Annotated in this window: 17 protein-coding genes; 6 read left to right on the top strand and 11 right to left on the bottom strand. The window is 63.7% G+C overall.

What is annotated here, in order from left to right:
• Window positions 1–83: 83 nt before the first annotated feature.
• Both AC27VQ_RS12125 and AC27VQ_RS12120 read left to right on the top strand, forming a co-directional pair.
• A complete protein-coding gene (locus tag AC27VQ_RS12125; protein WP_488716445.1) occupies window positions 84–956 on the top strand; it encodes an NAD(P)-dependent oxidoreductase in 873 nt (290 codons plus the stop codon).
• Window positions 953–1,639 (top strand): DNA alkylation repair protein, encoded by a 687-nt coding sequence (locus AC27VQ_RS12120; protein ID WP_488716444.1) that lies wholly within the window; start codon window positions 953–955, stop codon window positions 1,637–1,639. Before AC27VQ_RS12125 ends, AC27VQ_RS12120 begins: the two co-directional genes overlap by 4 nt.
• Here the strand turns inward: AC27VQ_RS12120 and AC27VQ_RS12115 are convergent, their stop codons facing one another.
• The 3 genes from AC27VQ_RS12115 to AC27VQ_RS12105 all read right to left on the bottom strand — a co-directional run bounded on the left by AC27VQ_RS12115 (window position 1,640) and on the right by AC27VQ_RS12105 (window position 3,414).
• Window positions 1,640–2,128, bottom strand: a complete 489-nt coding sequence (locus AC27VQ_RS12115) for an Lrp/AsnC family transcriptional regulator (RefSeq protein WP_313531831.1) — start codon at window positions 2,126–2,128, stop codon at window positions 1,640–1,642.
• Between the two features lie 66 nt (window positions 2,129–2,194).
• Window positions 2,195–2,836 (bottom strand): uracil-DNA glycosylase family protein, encoded by a 642-nt coding sequence (locus tag AC27VQ_RS12110; RefSeq protein ID WP_488716443.1) that lies wholly within the window; start codon window positions 2,834–2,836, stop codon window positions 2,195–2,197.
• An 11-nt stretch (window positions 2,837–2,847) separates the two neighbouring features.
• Window positions 2,848–3,414 (bottom strand): thermonuclease family protein, encoded by a 567-nt coding sequence (locus AC27VQ_RS12105; protein WP_488716442.1) that lies wholly within the window; start codon window positions 3,412–3,414, stop codon window positions 2,848–2,850.
• 171 nt (window positions 3,415–3,585) lie between these two features.
• Between AC27VQ_RS12105 and AC27VQ_RS12100 the strand changes: the two genes are divergently transcribed.
• A complete protein-coding gene (locus tag AC27VQ_RS12100; RefSeq protein WP_488716441.1) occupies window positions 3,586–5,121 on the top strand; it encodes a sensor histidine kinase in 1,536 nt (511 codons plus the stop codon).
• Window positions 5,122–5,377: 256 nt separating this feature from the next.
• Here AC27VQ_RS12100 and AC27VQ_RS12095 read toward each other — a convergent pair whose 3' ends face one another.
• Together AC27VQ_RS12095 and cobT are read right to left on the bottom strand one after the other, a co-directional pair.
• Entirely contained in the window at window positions 5,378–5,755 is a 378-nt protein-coding gene (locus AC27VQ_RS12095) for a diacylglycerol kinase (RefSeq protein ID WP_488716440.1), read from the bottom strand.
• 143 nt (window positions 5,756–5,898) lie between these two features.
• The gene (gene cobT / locus AC27VQ_RS12090) at window positions 5,899–6,915 is read right to left on the bottom strand and encodes a nicotinate-nucleotide--dimethylbenzimidazole phosphoribosyltransferase (protein ID WP_488716439.1); all 1,017 of its coding nucleotides are present in this window, start codon (window positions 6,913–6,915) and stop codon (window positions 5,899–5,901) included.
• 288 nt (window positions 6,916–7,203) lie between these two features.
• Between cobT and AC27VQ_RS12085 the strand changes: the two genes are divergently transcribed.
• The 3 genes from AC27VQ_RS12085 to AC27VQ_RS12075 all read left to right on the top strand — a co-directional run bounded on the left by AC27VQ_RS12085 (window position 7,204) and on the right by AC27VQ_RS12075 (window position 8,993).
• Window positions 7,204–7,986 carry an adenosylcobinamide-GDP ribazoletransferase gene (locus AC27VQ_RS12085; RefSeq protein ID WP_488716438.1) on the top strand — a complete coding sequence of 261 codons (783 nt, stop codon included), beginning with the start codon at window positions 7,204–7,206 and terminating at the stop codon, window positions 7,984–7,986.
• Window positions 7,987–8,076: 90 nt separating this feature from the next.
• A complete protein-coding gene (locus AC27VQ_RS12080; protein WP_488716437.1) occupies window positions 8,077–8,298 on the top strand; it encodes a DUF1289 domain-containing protein in 222 nt (73 codons plus the stop codon).
• Window positions 8,295–8,993 carry a retropepsin-like aspartic protease family protein gene (locus AC27VQ_RS12075; protein WP_488716436.1) on the top strand — a complete coding sequence of 233 codons (699 nt, stop codon included), beginning with the start codon at window positions 8,295–8,297 and terminating at the stop codon, window positions 8,991–8,993. The genes AC27VQ_RS12080 and AC27VQ_RS12075 overlap by 4 nt, the downstream gene beginning before the upstream one ends.
• Window positions 8,994–9,029: 36 nt before the next feature.
• Here the strand turns inward: AC27VQ_RS12075 and AC27VQ_RS12070 are convergent, their stop codons facing one another.
• From AC27VQ_RS12070 to AC27VQ_RS12045, 6 genes are all read right to left on the bottom strand, one after another.
• Window positions 9,030–9,407, bottom strand: coding sequence for a glyoxalase superfamily protein (locus AC27VQ_RS12070; protein WP_244759185.1), 378 nt, complete (start codon window positions 9,405–9,407; stop codon window positions 9,030–9,032).
• Between the two features lie 132 nt (window positions 9,408–9,539).
• Entirely contained in the window at window positions 9,540–10,301 is a 762-nt protein-coding gene (locus tag AC27VQ_RS12065; protein WP_117366303.1) for an ABC transporter permease, read from the bottom strand.
• Window positions 10,298–11,224 carry an ABC transporter ATP-binding protein gene (locus AC27VQ_RS12060; protein ID WP_488716435.1) on the bottom strand — a complete coding sequence of 309 codons (927 nt, stop codon included), beginning with the start codon at window positions 11,222–11,224 and terminating at the stop codon, window positions 10,298–10,300. Before AC27VQ_RS12060 ends, AC27VQ_RS12065 begins: the two co-directional genes overlap by 4 nt.
• A 410-nt stretch (window positions 11,225–11,634) precedes the next feature.
• Window positions 11,635–12,288, bottom strand: a complete 654-nt coding sequence (locus tag AC27VQ_RS12055) for a glutathione S-transferase family protein (protein ID WP_488716434.1) — start codon at window positions 12,286–12,288, stop codon at window positions 11,635–11,637.
• A gap of 82 nt (window positions 12,289–12,370) precedes the next feature.
• Window positions 12,371–13,597: an extensin-like domain-containing protein gene (locus AC27VQ_RS12050; RefSeq protein ID WP_488716433.1), complete on the bottom strand. Its 1,227-nt coding sequence runs from the start codon at window positions 13,595–13,597 to the stop codon at window positions 12,371–12,373.
• 251 nt (window positions 13,598–13,848) lie between these two features.
• The gene (locus AC27VQ_RS12045) at window positions 13,849–15,669 is read right to left on the bottom strand and encodes a methyl-accepting chemotaxis protein (protein WP_488716432.1); all 1,821 of its coding nucleotides are present in this window, start codon (window positions 15,667–15,669) and stop codon (window positions 13,849–13,851) included.
• Window positions 15,670–15,697: the final 28 nt, after the last annotated feature.

Below are 15,697 nucleotides of genomic sequence, written 5' to 3'. Positions count from 1 at the left end.
ATTGCCCCTGACACAAGAGAAACACTTTCGCCGGAAACGATGATCCGCTAAACCTCCTGCCAGCGATTGCAGGAGGTTACGGCATGGCAAAGGTTGCGTTCATCGGTCTCGGCGTCATGGGCTATCCCATGGCCGGTCACCTGAAGGTCAAGGGCGGCCACGAGGTCGCGGTCTATAACCGCACCTTCGCCAAGGCGGAAAAATGGGCGGCCGAATTCGGCGGCACGGCCTTCCGCACGCCGGCCGAGGCAGCAAAGGACGCCGACTTCGTCTTCACCTGCGTCGGCAACGATGACGACCTTCGTTCCGTCACCATCGCCAAGGATGGCGTGATCGAAGGCATGAAGCCGGGCGCGACCCTCATCGACAACACCACCGCATCCGCCGAAGTCGCCCGCGAACTCGATGCCGCGACGAAGGCCAAGGGCCTGCATTTCATCGACGCCCCGGTATCCGGCGGCCAGGCCGGCGCCGAAAACGGCGTCCTGACCGTCATGTGCGGCGGCGAGGAAGCGGTTTTCGACAAAGCCAGACCCGTCATCGACGCCTACGCCCGCATGGTCGGCCGTATGGGCGAGGCAGGCGCCGGGCAGCTCGCCAAGATGGTCAACCAGATCTGCGTGGCCGGCGTCGTGCAGGGCCTCGCCGAGGCCATTCATTTCGGCAAGAAGTCCGGGCTCGACATGGAGGCGGTCATCGAGGTCATTTCCAAGGGTGCCGCCGGCTCCTGGCAGATGGACAACCGCCACAAGACGATGATATCAGGCAAATACGATTTCGGCTTCGCCATCGACTGGATGCGCAAGGACCTCGACATCATCCTGTCCGAAGCCCGCCGCAATGGCGCCAAGCTGCCGACCACCGCCCTCATCGACCAGTTCTACGGCGATGTGCAGGACATGGGCGGCAACCGCTGGGATACATCCTCGCTGCTCGCCCGCCTCGAACGGAAATGATCGGCAAGGCCTCCACCGCCGGCGAGATCATCGACTACCTCCGGTCGCTGCGATCGGAGGAAACGGTCGCCGGCATGGAGCGTTTCGGCATCGTCACGGAAACGGCGCTCGGCATCTCCAATCCCGACTTGCAGAAAATTGCCCGCCTGACGGGCAAGGATCACGCCCGCGCCTTCGCCCTGTGGGCCAGCGATATCCGCGAGGCCCGCATGCTGGCGCTCTATACGCTGGAGCCGGGGAAGCTGACGACGGAGGAAGCCCTTCGCCTTGCAGAGGACTTCAACTCCTGGGAAGTGGTCGACAACGCCGCGGATATTTTTATCGAAGCAAAGCTTGTCTCGCTGATCCCGACCTTCGCAGCCGACGAGCGGGAATTCGTGCGCCGCACCGCCTTCGCCATGATCGCGAGCGCTGCCGTGCATATGAAGAAGGAGCCGGACGACACACTGATAGGCTGGCTCGATCTCGTCGAAGACCACGCCGGCGATCCACGGAATTTCGTGAAAAAAGCCGTCAACTGGGCGCTACGCAATGTCGGCAAGCGCAGCCATGCCTGCCATGCGCCCGCCCTCGCCCTTGCGCGGACGCTTGCCGGCAGCAGCTACAAGACGGCACGCTGGATCGGCAAGGATGCGGTGCGCGAACTGACGGACGAGAAGATCCTCGCCCGTCTCAAGCGCTGACTATTCGTCGCTGTTCTTCTGATTGTCGACGGTCATGTAATCGAGCGGCATCTCGGTCGTGTACTTGATCTGCTCCATGGCGAAGGCCGAGGAGACGTCACGGATCTCGATGCGGGCGATCATGCGCTTGTAGAAGGCGTCATAGGCGCCGATATCGGGCACGACGACGCGCAGCAGGTAATCCACCTCGCCGCTCATGCGGTAGAATTCGACGACTTCAGGGAATTCGACGATCACTTCCGAAAAACGCTTCAGCCATTCGGTGGAATGCGAATTGGTGCGGATCGAGACGAAGACGGTGACCTTGGTGTTGATCTTGACCGGATCGAGCAGCGCGACGCGCTTGCGGATTACGCCATCCTCTTCCATCTTCTGGATGCGCCGCCAGCAAGGCGTGGTCGAAAGCCCGACCTTCTTGGCGAGGTCGGCCACAGCCAGCGTGGAATCTTCCTGCAGAAGGCGCAGGATTTTGCGGTCCAGACGATCCATTGTAGTCCCCTAAGAAATTTAATTCCCTCATATACCGGGATTACGGCAAATGGGAAGAATTACATTTCAGCCCGTGAGGGTTTTCACACGCTTTTGCAGTCCAGGCAGAACCTCGTCCGAGAACCACGGGTTGCGCTTCAACCAGCCGGTATTGCGCCAGCTCGGATGTGGCAGCGGCAGTACCGCGGGCGCTGCATTGCGGCCGAGATGCCGGCGCCAATCGCGCACCGTGTCGGTCATGCTTTTCGCCTTCGCCGCACCGAGATGCCAGGCCTGCGCATATTGGCCGATCGCCAGCACCAGCTCGACCTGCGGCATGGCGGCGATGACCCGCGAACGCCAGAGCGGCGCGCATTCCCGGCGCGGCGGCAGGTCGCTGCCATGGGCGTCATAGCCGGGAAAACAGAAGCCCATCGGCACGATGGCGAATTTCTCCGGGTCGTAGAACTCCGCCCGCGTCACGTCCAGCCATTCGCGCAGCCGGTCTCCGGAGGCATCGTTGAAGGGCAGTCCGCTGTCATGCACCCGAAGCCCCGGCGCCTGCCCGGCGATCAGGATGCGCGCCGTCGAGGAGAGAACGGCGACAGGCCGCGGCTCGTGCGGCAAACGATCCTCCGGCCCCTTGGCGGGCGCGTCCCGACAGACACGACAGGCAGCAATGGCCGTGCTGAGCGCGGCGATCTCGTCGGCAGGCTTGCGCTCGTTCATCGCGCCATCCGTCAACCGAGACCCAGCGTCGACAGAATGTCGCCGAGCACGCCGGGTTGCCCCTTGTGCGTGTCTTCCTGCGGACGCCCGTTCATGCGGCGCCATTGCTGCGGCAGGTCGAATTCCGTGGCCCACAGCCCCTTGCGCTCGGCCTTGGCGAACTGCTCCTCGTCCTCGTAGCCGCCATAGGCCACCGCCAGCCCTTCGCGCACCATTCGTCCGCCGAGATCGCCGGCTTCCGTCTCACAGCGCGCCAGCAGCCGGTCATATTTGTCCCTGCCCTGCGTCCGGCAGGTGACCGGTCCCGCGCGCAAAAACTCGGCAAGCCGCGAGCGGGCGGCCACGCCGCAGCGCCAGTCCTCGCCGTCGCGCTTGCAGATCTGCATCATCTCGGGCGTATCCATGCCAACAAGGCGAATGCGGTGCCCGTCCAGCGTCAACGTATCGCCGTCGGCCGCACGCGCGGTCCCGGTGATCGTCTCGCCGCTTTCACCACTGACGCGCAGCACGATCAGCGCCGTCAGCGCCAGGATCGCCATCGCCACGCCGACATCGCGCGCTCCTTTGGAAAGCCCCATGAATTCCGCTTCCTGCCGTTCTCGTCTTCACGCTCCGTCATATCCGAAACGGCGGCGCGTTTCACGCTACGGAAAATGTCGGAATGGTTCGTAAATGGTTTATGCGCGGCAGCATCTTCTTAAGGATTGCCCCCTAGAATTCAACGCCATCAGCAACCGTTGCAATTCGTGATGAGTACCGGCGTCAGTACCTCGACCGACAAGATCATCGTCGACAAGTCGCGCAGCCATAGAAACAAGGCTGTTTCGCGGGCTGTCCGCGCGACTCGCGAACGGTTGCAGACCGCGACGGGCATTTCCGCGGGTCTCGAGCGGGAAATGCTGCAACTCCACATCGCCTCCGTGGTGCAGAGTGCGCTGATCATCCCCGCCATCATCGTGATGATCGCCGCGATCGGCATCTATTTCACGCAGGAAATCGGCCTTATGGCCTGGGCGGTTTTGGCGCTCAGCGTTCATGCGGTCGGCATGATTATCGCGCGGCGCGCGCGCGGCAAAGACATCACTATCGAAAATGTCCAGCGCTGGCAGCGCCGCTTCCTCGCGGCACAGCTTTTGATGGGCGTCGCCTGGACGGCCTTCGCGCTCCAGACCTGCGGCAGCTGCACCGGCGTCACCTTCGAGCTCTATCAGGGCACTGCCCTCCTTGTCGCGCTTGCCGTCACGACGATCACGACGCTGATGCTGCGTCATGCCGTGCTTTTCGCCTTTGCGCCAACGGTCGCGGCCCTTGTCCTCTCGGCCTTGCTGCGTCCCGTCCCCACCACAATGGCCATGGCGGCGATCATCGCCGCAGCTCTCGTCTTCCTCATCTTCATCACGCATCGCCTGCGCCAGACGAGCGCCCAGCTCCTCTCCTCGCAATCGGAGAAGGACGACCTGATCGCCGAGCTGGAAGTGGCGAAATCCATGTCGGACGAGGCCCGCCGCCGCGCGGAAGAAGCCAACCTCGCGAAATCCCGCTTCCTCGCCTCCATGTCGCATGAGCTGCGCACGCCGCTCAACGCCATTCTCGGCTTCTCCGAAGTCATGTCGACGGAAGTGCTCGGGCCGCTCAATAACCCGGTCTACAAGGAATACACCTCGGACATTCACCGCTCCGGCCAGCACCTGCTCAACCTCATCAACGAGATCCTCGACCTCTCGCGCATCGAGGCGGGCAAATACGACCTGTCGGAGGATAGCGTGCATCTCGTCGATATCGCCGAGGATTGCATCGGCATGGTGCAGCTGCGCGCACGGGCGAAGAACATCGCGATCTCAGAACAGGTCGAAGGCGGCATGCCGGCCATCTGGGCGGATGAAAAGGCCCTGCGCCAGGTCGTGCTGAACCTGCTATCCAATGCCGTGAAATTCACGCCCCAGGGCGGCGAGATCGTCGTCAAGGCCGGCTGGACGGCCGGCGGCGGGCAATATCTCTCCATCAAGGACAACGGCCCAGGCATTCCCGAGGACGAAATCCCCGTCGTGCTCTCGGCCTTCGGCCAGGGCTCCATCGCCATCAAGAGCGCCGAACAGGGCACCGGTCTCGGCCTGCCGATCGTTCAGGCCATCCTTGCCAAGCACAATGGCGAGTTCATTCTGAAATCGAAGCTGCGTGAAGGCACCGAAGCCATCGCCATCCTGCCGGCCAAACGCGTGCTGCAAAGCCTGCCCGCCGTTACGGAAACCCAGGCCGTTTCGCCGCGCCGAAAGAGCTTCGCCTGAGGCGTTTCAGCGGAGGCGTGGATCCTCGGGTCAAGCCCGAGGATGACGGAGGGGAGGCTGGCCTTCACCCTCCCCTTATTGACCAGTGCTTCAGGAGACCGCCGATACTTTGGCGAAACCTTCGCTCTTGCATCATACCCGGGCTGATCCCGTGGGAGTGATAGTGGAAATATCTGCGCAGCATAAACGACGGAGGCATCCACCTCCCCACCGTCATCCTCGGGCTTGACCCGAAGATCCACGCCACCCCACAGTCTCAGATGAACTGCGAAATCACCACATAGCCGGCGTAACCGGCATTGGCGATAATCAGGCAAAACACCGCGAACGACCCGAGGTCCTTCGAGTGTTTGCCCATCTCCGAAATCTCCGGAGACACCCGGTCGACGATCTCTTCGATCGCCGTGTTGAGCGCCTCGAAGGCGATCATCAGCAGAAAGAGGATCGCCATCGCCACATATTGGAAGAAGTTGGCGCCGACGAAGGCGAAGATGACCATGGCGACGCCGAAGGCGATCAGCTCATGGCGGAAGGCGGATTCGCCGAGCAGGCGGCGCGCGCCCGCGGCCGAATAGGTCGCCGCGGCGATCAGGTGGCTGAAGCCCGTCTTTTTCTCGATTGGTCCCTGACCCATTCCACAATCCCGTTCCTACAGTGCCCATGGAGCCGTCGCCCCGGCTTTTTGTTTGCCGCATTTCCAGCCGAAGCGATCTCGCTTCGGCTGGAAATGCTTGGGGGTCTCAATCCACGCCATCAAGGCTTTTTGCCGACCGCTCGCTACGAACGGTTGCTGACGCCCGCCTGAACGAAGGTCGCCATGCCGGAATGGCAGGCGGCCGCCGATTTGACGATGCCGGCGGCAAGGGCCGCACCGGTGCCTTCGCCCAGACGCATGCCGAGCGCCAGAAGCGGCGTCTTGCCGAGCTTCTCGATCGCCTTCATATGCGCAGGCTCCGCCGAGACATGCCCGATCAGGCAATGATCGAGCGCCGACGGATTGGCGGCACGCAGGATCGCGCCGGCAGCCGTCGCGACATAGCCGTCGATGATGACGGGGATTTTCTGCATGCGCGCGGCAAGGATGGCGCCGGCCATCGCCGCGATCTCGCGGCCGCCGAGACGCCGCAGCACCTCCAGGGGATCGGAAAGATGATCGCGGTTCAGCGCGACCGCTTTCTCGACGGCGGCGATCTTGCGCTGGAGCACTTCACCTTCCGAACCGGTGCCCGGACCGACCCATTCCTCCGCCGTGCCGCCATAGAGCGCCAGGTTGATGGCGGCGGCGATCGTCGTGTTGCCGATGCCCATTTCACCGATGCACAGCAGGTCCGTGCCGCCGGCAACGGCTTCCATGCCGAAGGCCATGGTGGCGGCGCAGTCGCGTTCCGAGAGTGCCGGCTCCTCGGTGATGTCGGCCGTCGGATAGTCGAGCGCGAGGTCGAAAACTTTCAGGCCGAGGTCGTGCGTCACGCAGATCTGGTTGATCGCCGCGCCGCCCGCCGCAAAGTTTTCCACCATCTGCGCCGTGACGGAAGACGGATAGGGCGTGATTCCCTGCTTGGTGACGCCGTGGTTGCCGGCGAAGATCGCGACCAGCGGACGCGTGACGGCCGGGGCGCGGCCGGTCCAGGCGGCGAGCCAGAAGGCGATCTCTTCCAGGCGGCCGAGCGCGCCCGGCGGCTTCGTCAACTGACTGTCCCGGTCGCGCGCGGCCACCAGCGCGGCGGCATCCGGACCGGGCAGATTGCGCAGCAATTCACGGAAATCATCGAACGGCAGGCCGCTGGCACTCATCTTGGGAATTCCTTGGTTTGGGCTTTCAAAGGCAGGTGTCTCCTAATAGAGGCAGGGGGCGGCGCCGACAACCGCATTTGCGGCAGAGGCCGACGCCTTTTGCGGCGGCACGCGGCGACAGGTGTCGCGCATCGGAAAGTGGCCCGGCGATGCGGGTTCTACGATGCCGCAAACGGACGTGAAGACTGGGCGGCAGCCTGTGCGTTCCTCCATCCTCGAGCATGCTCCGGGAACTATCTTTCAGGGGTCGGCGGCCAGTCTGGCCGCCCGCCAGCAGGGGCCAACAGCGTGACCATCCAGGACTATATCGACGACATCGCCCGCTCCGTCGGCTTTCTCTCCCGCGTGCACGTGCCGCAGCGCCATTTCATCGGCCATGACGGCAAGCTGTCGCGCGCCGTCATGGCCTTCCCGGTCGCCGGCGTGCTGATCTTGCTGCCGCCGGCAGCGCTCGCCGCCGTGCTCCTCGCCTTCCATGCCCCGCCGCTGCTGCTCGCCTTCGCTGTGCTCGGCCTGCAGGTGCTGATAACAGGCGCGCTGCATGAGGACGGCCTGTCCGACAGCGCCGACGGCATCGGGGGCGGACGCGACCGCGACAGCGCACTCGCCATCATGAAGGACAGCCGCGCCGGCTCCTACGGCGTCGTGGCGCTGGTGCTCTCCTTCGGCATCCGCAGCGCCGCCATCGCTGCGCTTGCCCCGGTCCTGACACCCGCCGGCCTCGCCATGGTGCTGCTTGCCGCCGCCGCCGCAAGCCGCACCGCCATGGTCTGGCACTGGTCGCTTTTGCCGCCCGCCCGGCGCGACGGGGTGGCCGCCTCGGTCGGCGAGCCGGACCGCACGGCAACCGTCGTCGCCCTTGCCACCGGCATCATCATCGCCGCAGCACTCCTCCTGCCGCACGCGACGATTTTCTCCCTCATGCTCTCGCTCGTCGCCGCCATCGCCGCCGTGCTGGTGTTCAACCGCATCACGCTGCGCAAGATCGGCGGCCATACCGGCGATACAATCGGCGCCACACAGCAGCTCACGGAAATGTCGGTCCTCACGGCTCTTGCCTTGGCACTGTGAGCTGACGATATACAAGCAAGTCCCAGCAAAAGTGCGCAGCGGTTTTGCGTCCGGGATTGCGAAAGCATAAATGGGATATCCGGAGACGCAATGGAATCGCCCTGCATCCTCGTCTGTTCGATCGATATGGTGACCGGCTATTGTTTCGGCTGCGGCCGCACGCGCGATGAGATCGGCGCGTGGACGCTCTACACATCCGAACAGCGCCGCGCGATCATGGCCGAACTGCCGGCCCGTCTCGAAACCGTCGAACGCAAGCCTCGGCGCGAGACCCGCCGCACGCGCATGGCGCGGGAGCGCGGCGAGGCATGAGGCTCTATATCCTCTTCGGCATTCTCGGCGCCGGCCTCGTGCTCTTGATTCTCAATCACGACGGCGGCCGCACGCTCGGCATCGACAACAACGACTTCGGCCGTCTCGTGACGCTTTCGGCGATCGGCACGATGATGGGCGCCGGCATTCTCGCCAGCCGCCGGCAGTGGGGCGAGAGCCTGCGCCAGGCCGCGATCTGGCTGCTGATCATCCTGGCGCTCGCTACGGGTTATCTTTATCGCTTCGATCTTCAGCAAGTCGGCAACCGGCTGACTGCCGGTCTTATTCCGGGCCGCGCCGTGGTGACGACAGGGGCCGGCGGCGAACAGATCCTCGTCGTGCACAAGGGTGTCTCCGGCCATTTCGAGACCGATGTCAGCATCGACGGCACACCGCTGCGCATGATGGTGGATACCGGCGCAAGCTCCATCGTGCTCACTTATGACGACGCGATGCGGCTCGGCATCAATCCCGACAATCTCGTCTTCTCCATCGAAGTCTCCACCGCCAACGGCCGCGCCATGGCCGCCCCCGTGACGCTGCGGCAGGTCGCCATCGGCCCGATCATGCGCGGCACGATCCGCGGCATGGTCACGCAGGCCGGTCAGCTCGACCAGAGCCTGCTCGGCATGAGTTTTCTGGAAACCCTCGGCTCGATCGAGATCACCCGCGACGAACTGCGGCTGAAAGATTGAAACGGGACGGCACCGCCGCCCCGTTCCCTGCTGCCGCTAGATCGGCTGTCCGACATCTATGCGGTTGCCGTCGGGATCCGCGAAGACGAAGGCGCGCAGGCCGTAGTCCTTGTCCTGAAGGCGCTTGATGATGCGCAGGCCATAATTCTGGCAGGCCGCGTGCAGCGCATCGACGTCGTCCACCATCATATGCGCCACATTGAACGCCGGTGCCTTGTAGGTGGGCTGCAAGGTCAGATGCAGTTCGCCCGCATCTCGCTTCAGGATCATGAAGCCGACGGGACTTCCGTTTTCGAAGACTTTCTTGAAACCAAGGACGTCGGTGTAAAACGCCTCGGCCTTCGCCATGTCCTTGACGGGCAGCATGGCCGCTATTCGTCCGAACCGGACACCGTGATCGGCGATGTCAGTCATCGCAGAACCTCCGCTTGCAACGGTGCACACCCCGCCGGACGGTGCCGGCGGAAGGTTTGCCCGTTGTTGTTTGGGTTAGCAGGACGGTGCCTACGGAAGAAAGCTTAGCCCGGCTTTCGCCGGGCAGTAAACTCAGTTCTTCAGCTTGTACCCGGTCTTGAAGATCCACGCCGTGATCGACAGGCAGACGACGAGGAAGCCGAGCACCGTCACCAGGCTGACGATCGGGTTCACGTCGGCGATCTCGTAAAAACTCCAGCGGAAGCCCGAGACAAGATAGAGCACCGGGTTGAAATGGCTGACCGTCTGCCAGAAGGGCGGCAGCATTTCGATCGAGTAGAACGAGCCGCCCAGGAAGACGAGCGGCGGGATGATCAGCATCGGGAACAGGTTGAGCTGTTCGAAATCCTTCGCCCAGATGCCGATCATGAAGCCGAACAGCGAGAAACTCACCGCCGTCAGAACGAAGAACAGCACCATCATGAAGGGATGCTTGATCGAGATATCGACGAAGAGCGAGGCGGTGATCAGGATGATCGTGCCGACGATCAGCCCCTTGGTGGCGGCAGCCCCGACATAGCCGATGACGATCTCGATCATCGAGATCGGCGACGACAGGATTTCGTAGATCGTACCGGTGAATTTCGGGAAATAGATGCCGAAGGAGCCGTTGCCGATACACTGGTTGAGCAGCGTCAGCATGATGAGGCCGGGCGCGATGAAGGCGCCGTAGGACACGCCGTTCACCTCCTGCATGCGCGAGCCGATGGCCGCGCCGAAGACGATGAAATAGAGCGAGGTGGTGATGACGGGCGAGACGATGCTCTGGAGCAGCGTGCGGCGCGTGCGCGCCATCTCGAACGCGTAGATGGACTTGATCGCCTCGAAGTTCATTTGCCCTCTCCCACCAGTTCCACGAAGATGTCTTCCAGCGAACTCTGCTCGGTGGAGATGTCCTTGACCCGCAACCCGCACTGCGAGAGTGCCGACAAGAGCGACGAGATGCCTGTCCGCTCGCCGGTCGAGACGAATTCATAGGTCAGCCGCGTCCCCTCGCCCGAAAGCGTCAGCCCATAGGGCGACAAGGCATCGGGAACGGCGGCGATGGGCTCGGCGAGCTCCACGGTCATCTGCTTGCGGCCAAGCTTGGCCATCAGCGCCTTCTTGTCCTCGACCAGCAGGATCCGGCCATGGTTGATGACGCCGATGCGGTCGGCGATCTCTTCCGCCTCCTCGATGTAATGCGTCGTCAGGATGATCGTCACACCGTTGGCGCGCAGCCGCTCGACGAGCTGCCACATGTCCTTGCGCAAGGAAACGTCGACGCCGGCCGTCGGCTCGTCGAGAAACAGCACCTTCGGCTCATAGGACAGGGCCTTGGCGATCAGCACGCGCCGGCGCATGCCACCGGAGAGGTGGCGCAGCATCGTGTCCTTCTTGTCGTAGAGCGAGAGGTCTTTCAGGATGCGCTCGATCAGCGCCGGGTTCGGCGCGCAGCCATGCAGGCCGCGCGAAAAGGCGACGGTGTTATAGACCGTCTCGAAGGCATCGAGCGTCAGTTCCTGCGGCACGAGGCCGATGATGGAGCGCGTCTTGCGGTAGTCGCTGAGGATGTCATGGCCGCCGACGGTGACCGTGCCGCCGCTCGGCGTGACGATGCCGCAGATGATGGAGATCATGGTGGTCTTGCCGGCGCCGTTCGGACCGAGCAGCGCGAGGATTTCGCCCTGTTCGATATCGAGATCGACGCCTTTCAGCGCCGTGAAACCGGAGGCGTAGCTCTTGGTGAGATTGCGTATGGAAACGATGGGCGCCATCGGAGGCTCCGGAAGGAGGAGATTTCATGCGGAAGGACACCCTATATGGCGTGTCTTTTGTCGATTTTCACCCGTAGGCAGCAAAAAATTCTCAGGACTCGACCGCCGCCTGTCATCAAACCGTGACCGATATCCAGCATGGTCGCGACGAGGCCGAAGGAACGGTTTTGCACCCCGCGCAGCCGCCGTTCCCCTGCTCTTGCAGCGGCCTTGCTCCCGAACCCTGAGGGAGTTTCCGGCGGCCCCATCCGCCGCGCTTCCTCCGCGGAAGCACCGCATGCATCTTGGCCGGTCGCCCCGGTCGGGATGTCGGAATGTGACGTTCCAGGCACCCGTCCCCCTAAGGCGGATTGCCAACCCCTTCTTGACCGGCGCCCTCGCCGGTCTTTTTTTTGCCCGTGTGAAATCCGTCATTTGCCGGCCACGGCCGCCTCGAAAACCGCCCGCTGGGCAGCAAAGGCGCGCTGATAGGCGGGCCGTGCCTGGCCACGGGCGACATAGGCGGCAACGGCCGGATACTCCGACAACAGGCCCGAGGATTCCAGCCGGCGCAGCACATGTACCATCATCAGATCGCCAGTGCTGAAGGCACCGTCGAGCCATTCGCCCTCGCCGAGATGGCGCGACAACTCCCCAAGCCGCGCGCGAATGCGGTCATCGAGCATCGGCAGCCGCTCGGCATACCACGGCTTGTCACGCTCCAGGATAAAGGCCATCGAGCGCTCGACGATCGGCGGCTCCACCGTGGCAACCGCCGCAAACATCCACATGATGGCCCGCGCCCTGCCGTTAACCTCCTCAGGCAGCAGGCCGGGATGCTGCTCGGCAATGTGCAGCACGATGGCGCCGGACTCGAACAGCGCGAGATCGCCCTCCTCATAGGTCGGAATCTGCCCGAACGGGTTGAACGCCATATGCGCCGGCTGCTTCATCGCCTTGAAGGTGAGAAGGCGCACCTCATAGGGCTGGCCGACCTCCTCCAGTGCCCAGCGCACGCGCATGTCGCGCGCCAGCCCCTGCCCGCGATCCGGCGAGCTTTCGAATGCGGTGATCGTGGCGGTCATGGTCTCACTCCCTGGCTGTTCGTCTCAAGGACGCTCGGCCGCGGAGGATTCCGACATCAGACCAGAGAATTTGCAAGCGGTCTTAAAGGCTGCAATGCCGGTAACCGGATTTGCGTGCACGCAGGTCGAAGTGGAAATGGTCCTTATGAAAACGGTCGCTGCCCGGACCGAGCACCGTCGAGAAATACTTGCAGCTGTCGCCGCGCACCGCCTTCAAGAGGCCCTTCTCGCGGAAGGCGAAGAAACCCTTCTTCTCGATGACGATGGCCTTGCCGTTCTTCAGCACGATCTTGCCGACATCGATCGCATTGCCCTTGGCATGCTCCGACATGGCAGCGCCCTTCTGCGAATTCATGGTGCGGCAGGAATAGGAGGACATCTGGTGGATGGCTGCGACGCCGGAGAGATAGCGCGCGCGGCTCGACGGCACGAGTTCCTGCCGCACCCAGCGCGCGAAGGCCTCGGTGATCTGGCAGTTCACCTGCGCCGCCGGCTTGATCTGGATGCCGCCGGAAAGACCAGACAATTCCACCGGCCAGGCGATGCCGCAGGAGCGTCCGCGCGAAATGCGCGGCACGTCGCGGAACTTCACCCCGAGCCGTTGCAGCCGCTGGCGGCAGGCTTTTTCCGAGGCCGGCATGCCGCCCATCGTCTCGGGCATCTGCATGGGATTGGAAAGCCGCGGCAGGAAGGCGACCTGCTCACCCTCGACGGCCTGGCGCTTGCGCGTCGCCGCCTTGTCCGGCACGCGCAGATAACCGTCATTCTCCGCCGGCATGCTCATTTCCATGCCGGCATCGGACATGGGAATGCCGTCCGGCTGGCCAACCTGCTGCGGCGTATCCGAACCGATGCCATCGACGACGACTTGCGTGGCATTGCCCTCGGCAATTTCGTTCGCCTGTGCTTCCGCCAGCCCCTCGACGCGCTGGACACCCAGTCCGTCATCCATGTTGACGCCGCCCTCGGGAACGGTCAGCACGCCGGATGAGGCCTGCACGGGATCGGAAATCCCCATGGCCTCATCGCTGTCGATCATCGGCAGGCGCTTCTTCTCGGTGACCGGCGCCATCATCGCCGTGTCGACGCTGTCCCCGGTGGGTTCGCTGACGGGATAGACGCTTACGTCCTCGCCTGTATCGCCGCTATCGCGGGCCTGCGACACCTCTTCCATGGGCCGGATCGCGCTGACGCCACCGCCGTCGATATCGTCGGGCGGGGTCAGGCCGCCCGAACAGGCGGCCAGCATCGCCGGGATGAGAAGCAGCCCGAGCGGCCTGCGGAGACGAGAAACGAACGCAATACCCATTGTCACTTCCGCCTGGCACCCGTCCTCGCCCGATGCGAGGTTCGTGATGTCCCATGTCTGTCCGGCAATGGTGCAGGCCGCTTTTGTCCGCATTCGGACAGCACAGGCACGAAACCGGACACGGGAGACCATGCCCCCGCAATTCCACTGGATTTTCTCGCAACAGGGTAAAGGAACCGTTTTCACTCCAAACGAAAAACCCCGGCGCGGGGGCGCCGGGGCGAGGTTTTCCGGAGAAAAGTCTTTTGCTTTTATGCGGCGCGGCGCCGGTAATCCGCCGCTCCGGCTGGCGAGAGCCGGAAGTTCCCGAGCAGCCGCTTCAGCTGCTCGCTTTCCTGGGTCAGCGTCTGGCCGGCGGCGTTGGTTTCCTCCACCATCGCGGCGTTCTGCTGGGTCATCTGGTCCATCTGGTTGACGGCCGTGTTCACTTCGGCAAGGCCGGTCGCCTGCTCGCGGGCCGAGGTCGCAATCGAATTGACCTGCTCGTTCACCTTGTTGACGAGCGCCTCGATCTCCGTCAGCGCATCGCCCGTCGAGCGCACCAGCGCCACGCCGGTGCCGACTTCGGCCGCCGAATTGCTGATCAGGCCCTTGATCTCCTTGGCGGCATTGGCCGAGCGCTGCGCCAGTTCGCGCACTTCCTGTGCGACGACCGCGAAGCCACGTCCTGCCTCGCCGGCACGGGCAGCCTCGACACCGGCATTCAGCGCCAGAAGGTTGGTCTGGAAGGCGATCTCGTCGATCACGCCGATGATCTGGCTGATGCGGCTCGAAGCGTCCTCGATGCGGCTCATCGCGGCAACGGCATCGCGCACGATCGTGCCGGAGCGGCCGGTCGACTGCTTGGTTTCGGCCACCATGCGGCTTGCCTCGGCGGCCCGCTCAGAGGCGCTGCGCACCGTGGCGGTGATCTCGTCGAGGGCGGCGGCGGTTTCCTCCAGCGAGGCCGCCTGCTGTTCGGTGCGGTGCGACAGGTTGTTGGCCGCCTCGGCAATGCCGCCGGCGCTGCCATAGACGACGTCCGTGGACCGGGCGATCGCGTTGACGGTGCCCGAGAGCGCATCGACGGCGCGGTTGAAGTCGTCGCGCAGCTTGGCATACTCAGGCGCGATCGCATCGATCGACGCCGTGAGGTCGCCGGCCGCAAGACGCTCGAGCGCCTCGCCGACCGTGTGCATGGCATCCGACTGGCCCTGGCTCACCGCCCGCTGGCGGCGTTCGCCTTCCGAGCGCTCGCTATCGAGCCGCGCCTGCTGCTCACCTTCGCGGACGCGCAGTTCCGCCCGCTCGGCGACCGACTGGCGCAGCACCGAGACGACCTTCGCCATTTCGCCGATCTCGTCCCTGCGCTCGGTCTCGGGCACGTCGCGGGAAACATCCTCCTCGGCGATCGCCTGCATGGAGGCCTTGAGGCGCAGGATCGGGCCGGTAACGCTCTTCACGATGCCATAGGCGGCGAGAATGATGGCAAGGCCGCCTGCGGCGAGGATCATCGCCATCTCGATCGCATTGCTGCGGAACATCGCCGCAAGGTCGTCCGCATAGACGCCAGTGCCGACAATCCAGCCCCAGGGCGCGAAACCGGCGACATGCGAATATTTCAGGACGGGCTCGTCAAAGCCCGGCTTCGGCCAGAGATAGTCGACGAAAGCCTGGCCGTCTGGGCTGCCCTTCACGGCCTTGACGAATTCCGTAAAGATCTTCTTGCCGGTCGGGTCGGCCATGGCGGACTGGTCCGTGCCGTCGAGCGCAGGCTTGATCGGATGCATCACGATCACGGCGTTCATGTCGTTGATCCAGAAATAGCCGCTGCCCTCATAGCGCAGCGCGCGCACCGCATCCTTGGCACGGGTCTGCGCTTCCTCGCGCGTCAGCGTGCCGGCCGTTTCCAGATCATTGTAATGCTTGAACAATGTCAGCATGCTCTGGTCCATCGCGGCAAGCTTCGACTTGCGCTCGGCCACCATCGCATCCTGATAATGATAAAGACTGTAGACGAGAGCCGTGGCGAAGATGGTCAAGGCAAGACCGACCAGCAAAGATAGACGCGTCGATATTCTGAAATTCTTCACCGGGCTCTCCTCGATCTTTTGGCACACT

The organism is Shinella sp. 20P9.1.1 (assembly GCF_057798995.1).
Note: the sequence above shows the minus strand (reverse complement) of the source record. Positions and strands in the feature narration are given on the sequence as shown.

Excerpts from the sequence above, each read along its gene's own strand:
- AC27VQ_RS12120 (WP_488716444.1), top strand. The coding sequence starts at position 953 with ATGATCGGCAAGGCCTCCACCGCCGGCGAGATCATCGACTACCTCCGG.
- AC27VQ_RS12070 (WP_244759185.1), bottom strand. The coding sequence starts at position 9,407 with ATGACTGACATCGCCGATCACGGTGTCCGGTTCGGACGAATAGCGGCC.
- AC27VQ_RS12095 (WP_488716440.1), bottom strand. The coding sequence starts at position 5,755 with ATGGGTCAGGGACCAATCGAGAAAAAGACGGGCTTCAGCCACCTGATC.
- AC27VQ_RS12055 (WP_488716434.1), bottom strand. The coding sequence starts at position 12,288 with ATGACCGCCACGATCACCGCATTCGAAAGCTCGCCGGATCGCGGGCAG.
- AC27VQ_RS12075 (WP_488716436.1), top strand. The coding sequence starts at position 8,295 with ATGAGGCTCTATATCCTCTTCGGCATTCTCGGCGCCGGCCTCGTGCTC.
- cobT (WP_488716439.1), bottom strand. The coding sequence starts at position 6,915 with ATGAGTGCCAGCGGCCTGCCGTTCGATGATTTCCGTGAATTGCTGCGC.
- AC27VQ_RS12050 (WP_488716433.1), bottom strand. The coding sequence starts at position 13,597 with ATGGGTATTGCGTTCGTTTCTCGTCTCCGCAGGCCGCTCGGGCTGCTT.
- AC27VQ_RS12110 (WP_488716443.1), bottom strand. The coding sequence starts at position 2,836 with ATGAACGAGCGCAAGCCTGCCGACGAGATCGCCGCGCTCAGCACGGCC.
- AC27VQ_RS12115 (WP_313531831.1), bottom strand. The coding sequence starts at position 2,128 with ATGGATCGTCTGGACCGCAAAATCCTGCGCCTTCTGCAGGAAGATTCC.
- AC27VQ_RS12100 (WP_488716441.1), top strand. The coding sequence starts at position 3,586 with ATGAGTACCGGCGTCAGTACCTCGACCGACAAGATCATCGTCGACAAG.
- AC27VQ_RS12105 (WP_488716442.1), bottom strand. The coding sequence starts at position 3,414 with ATGGGGCTTTCCAAAGGAGCGCGCGATGTCGGCGTGGCGATGGCGATC.
- AC27VQ_RS12080 (WP_488716437.1), top strand. The coding sequence starts at position 8,077 with ATGGAATCGCCCTGCATCCTCGTCTGTTCGATCGATATGGTGACCGGC.
- AC27VQ_RS12065 (WP_117366303.1), bottom strand. The coding sequence starts at position 10,301 with ATGAACTTCGAGGCGATCAAGTCCATCTACGCGTTCGAGATGGCGCGC.
- AC27VQ_RS12060 (WP_488716435.1), bottom strand. The coding sequence starts at position 11,224 with ATGGCGCCCATCGTTTCCATACGCAATCTCACCAAGAGCTACGCCTCC.
- AC27VQ_RS12125 (WP_488716445.1), top strand. The coding sequence starts at position 84 with ATGGCAAAGGTTGCGTTCATCGGTCTCGGCGTCATGGGCTATCCCATG.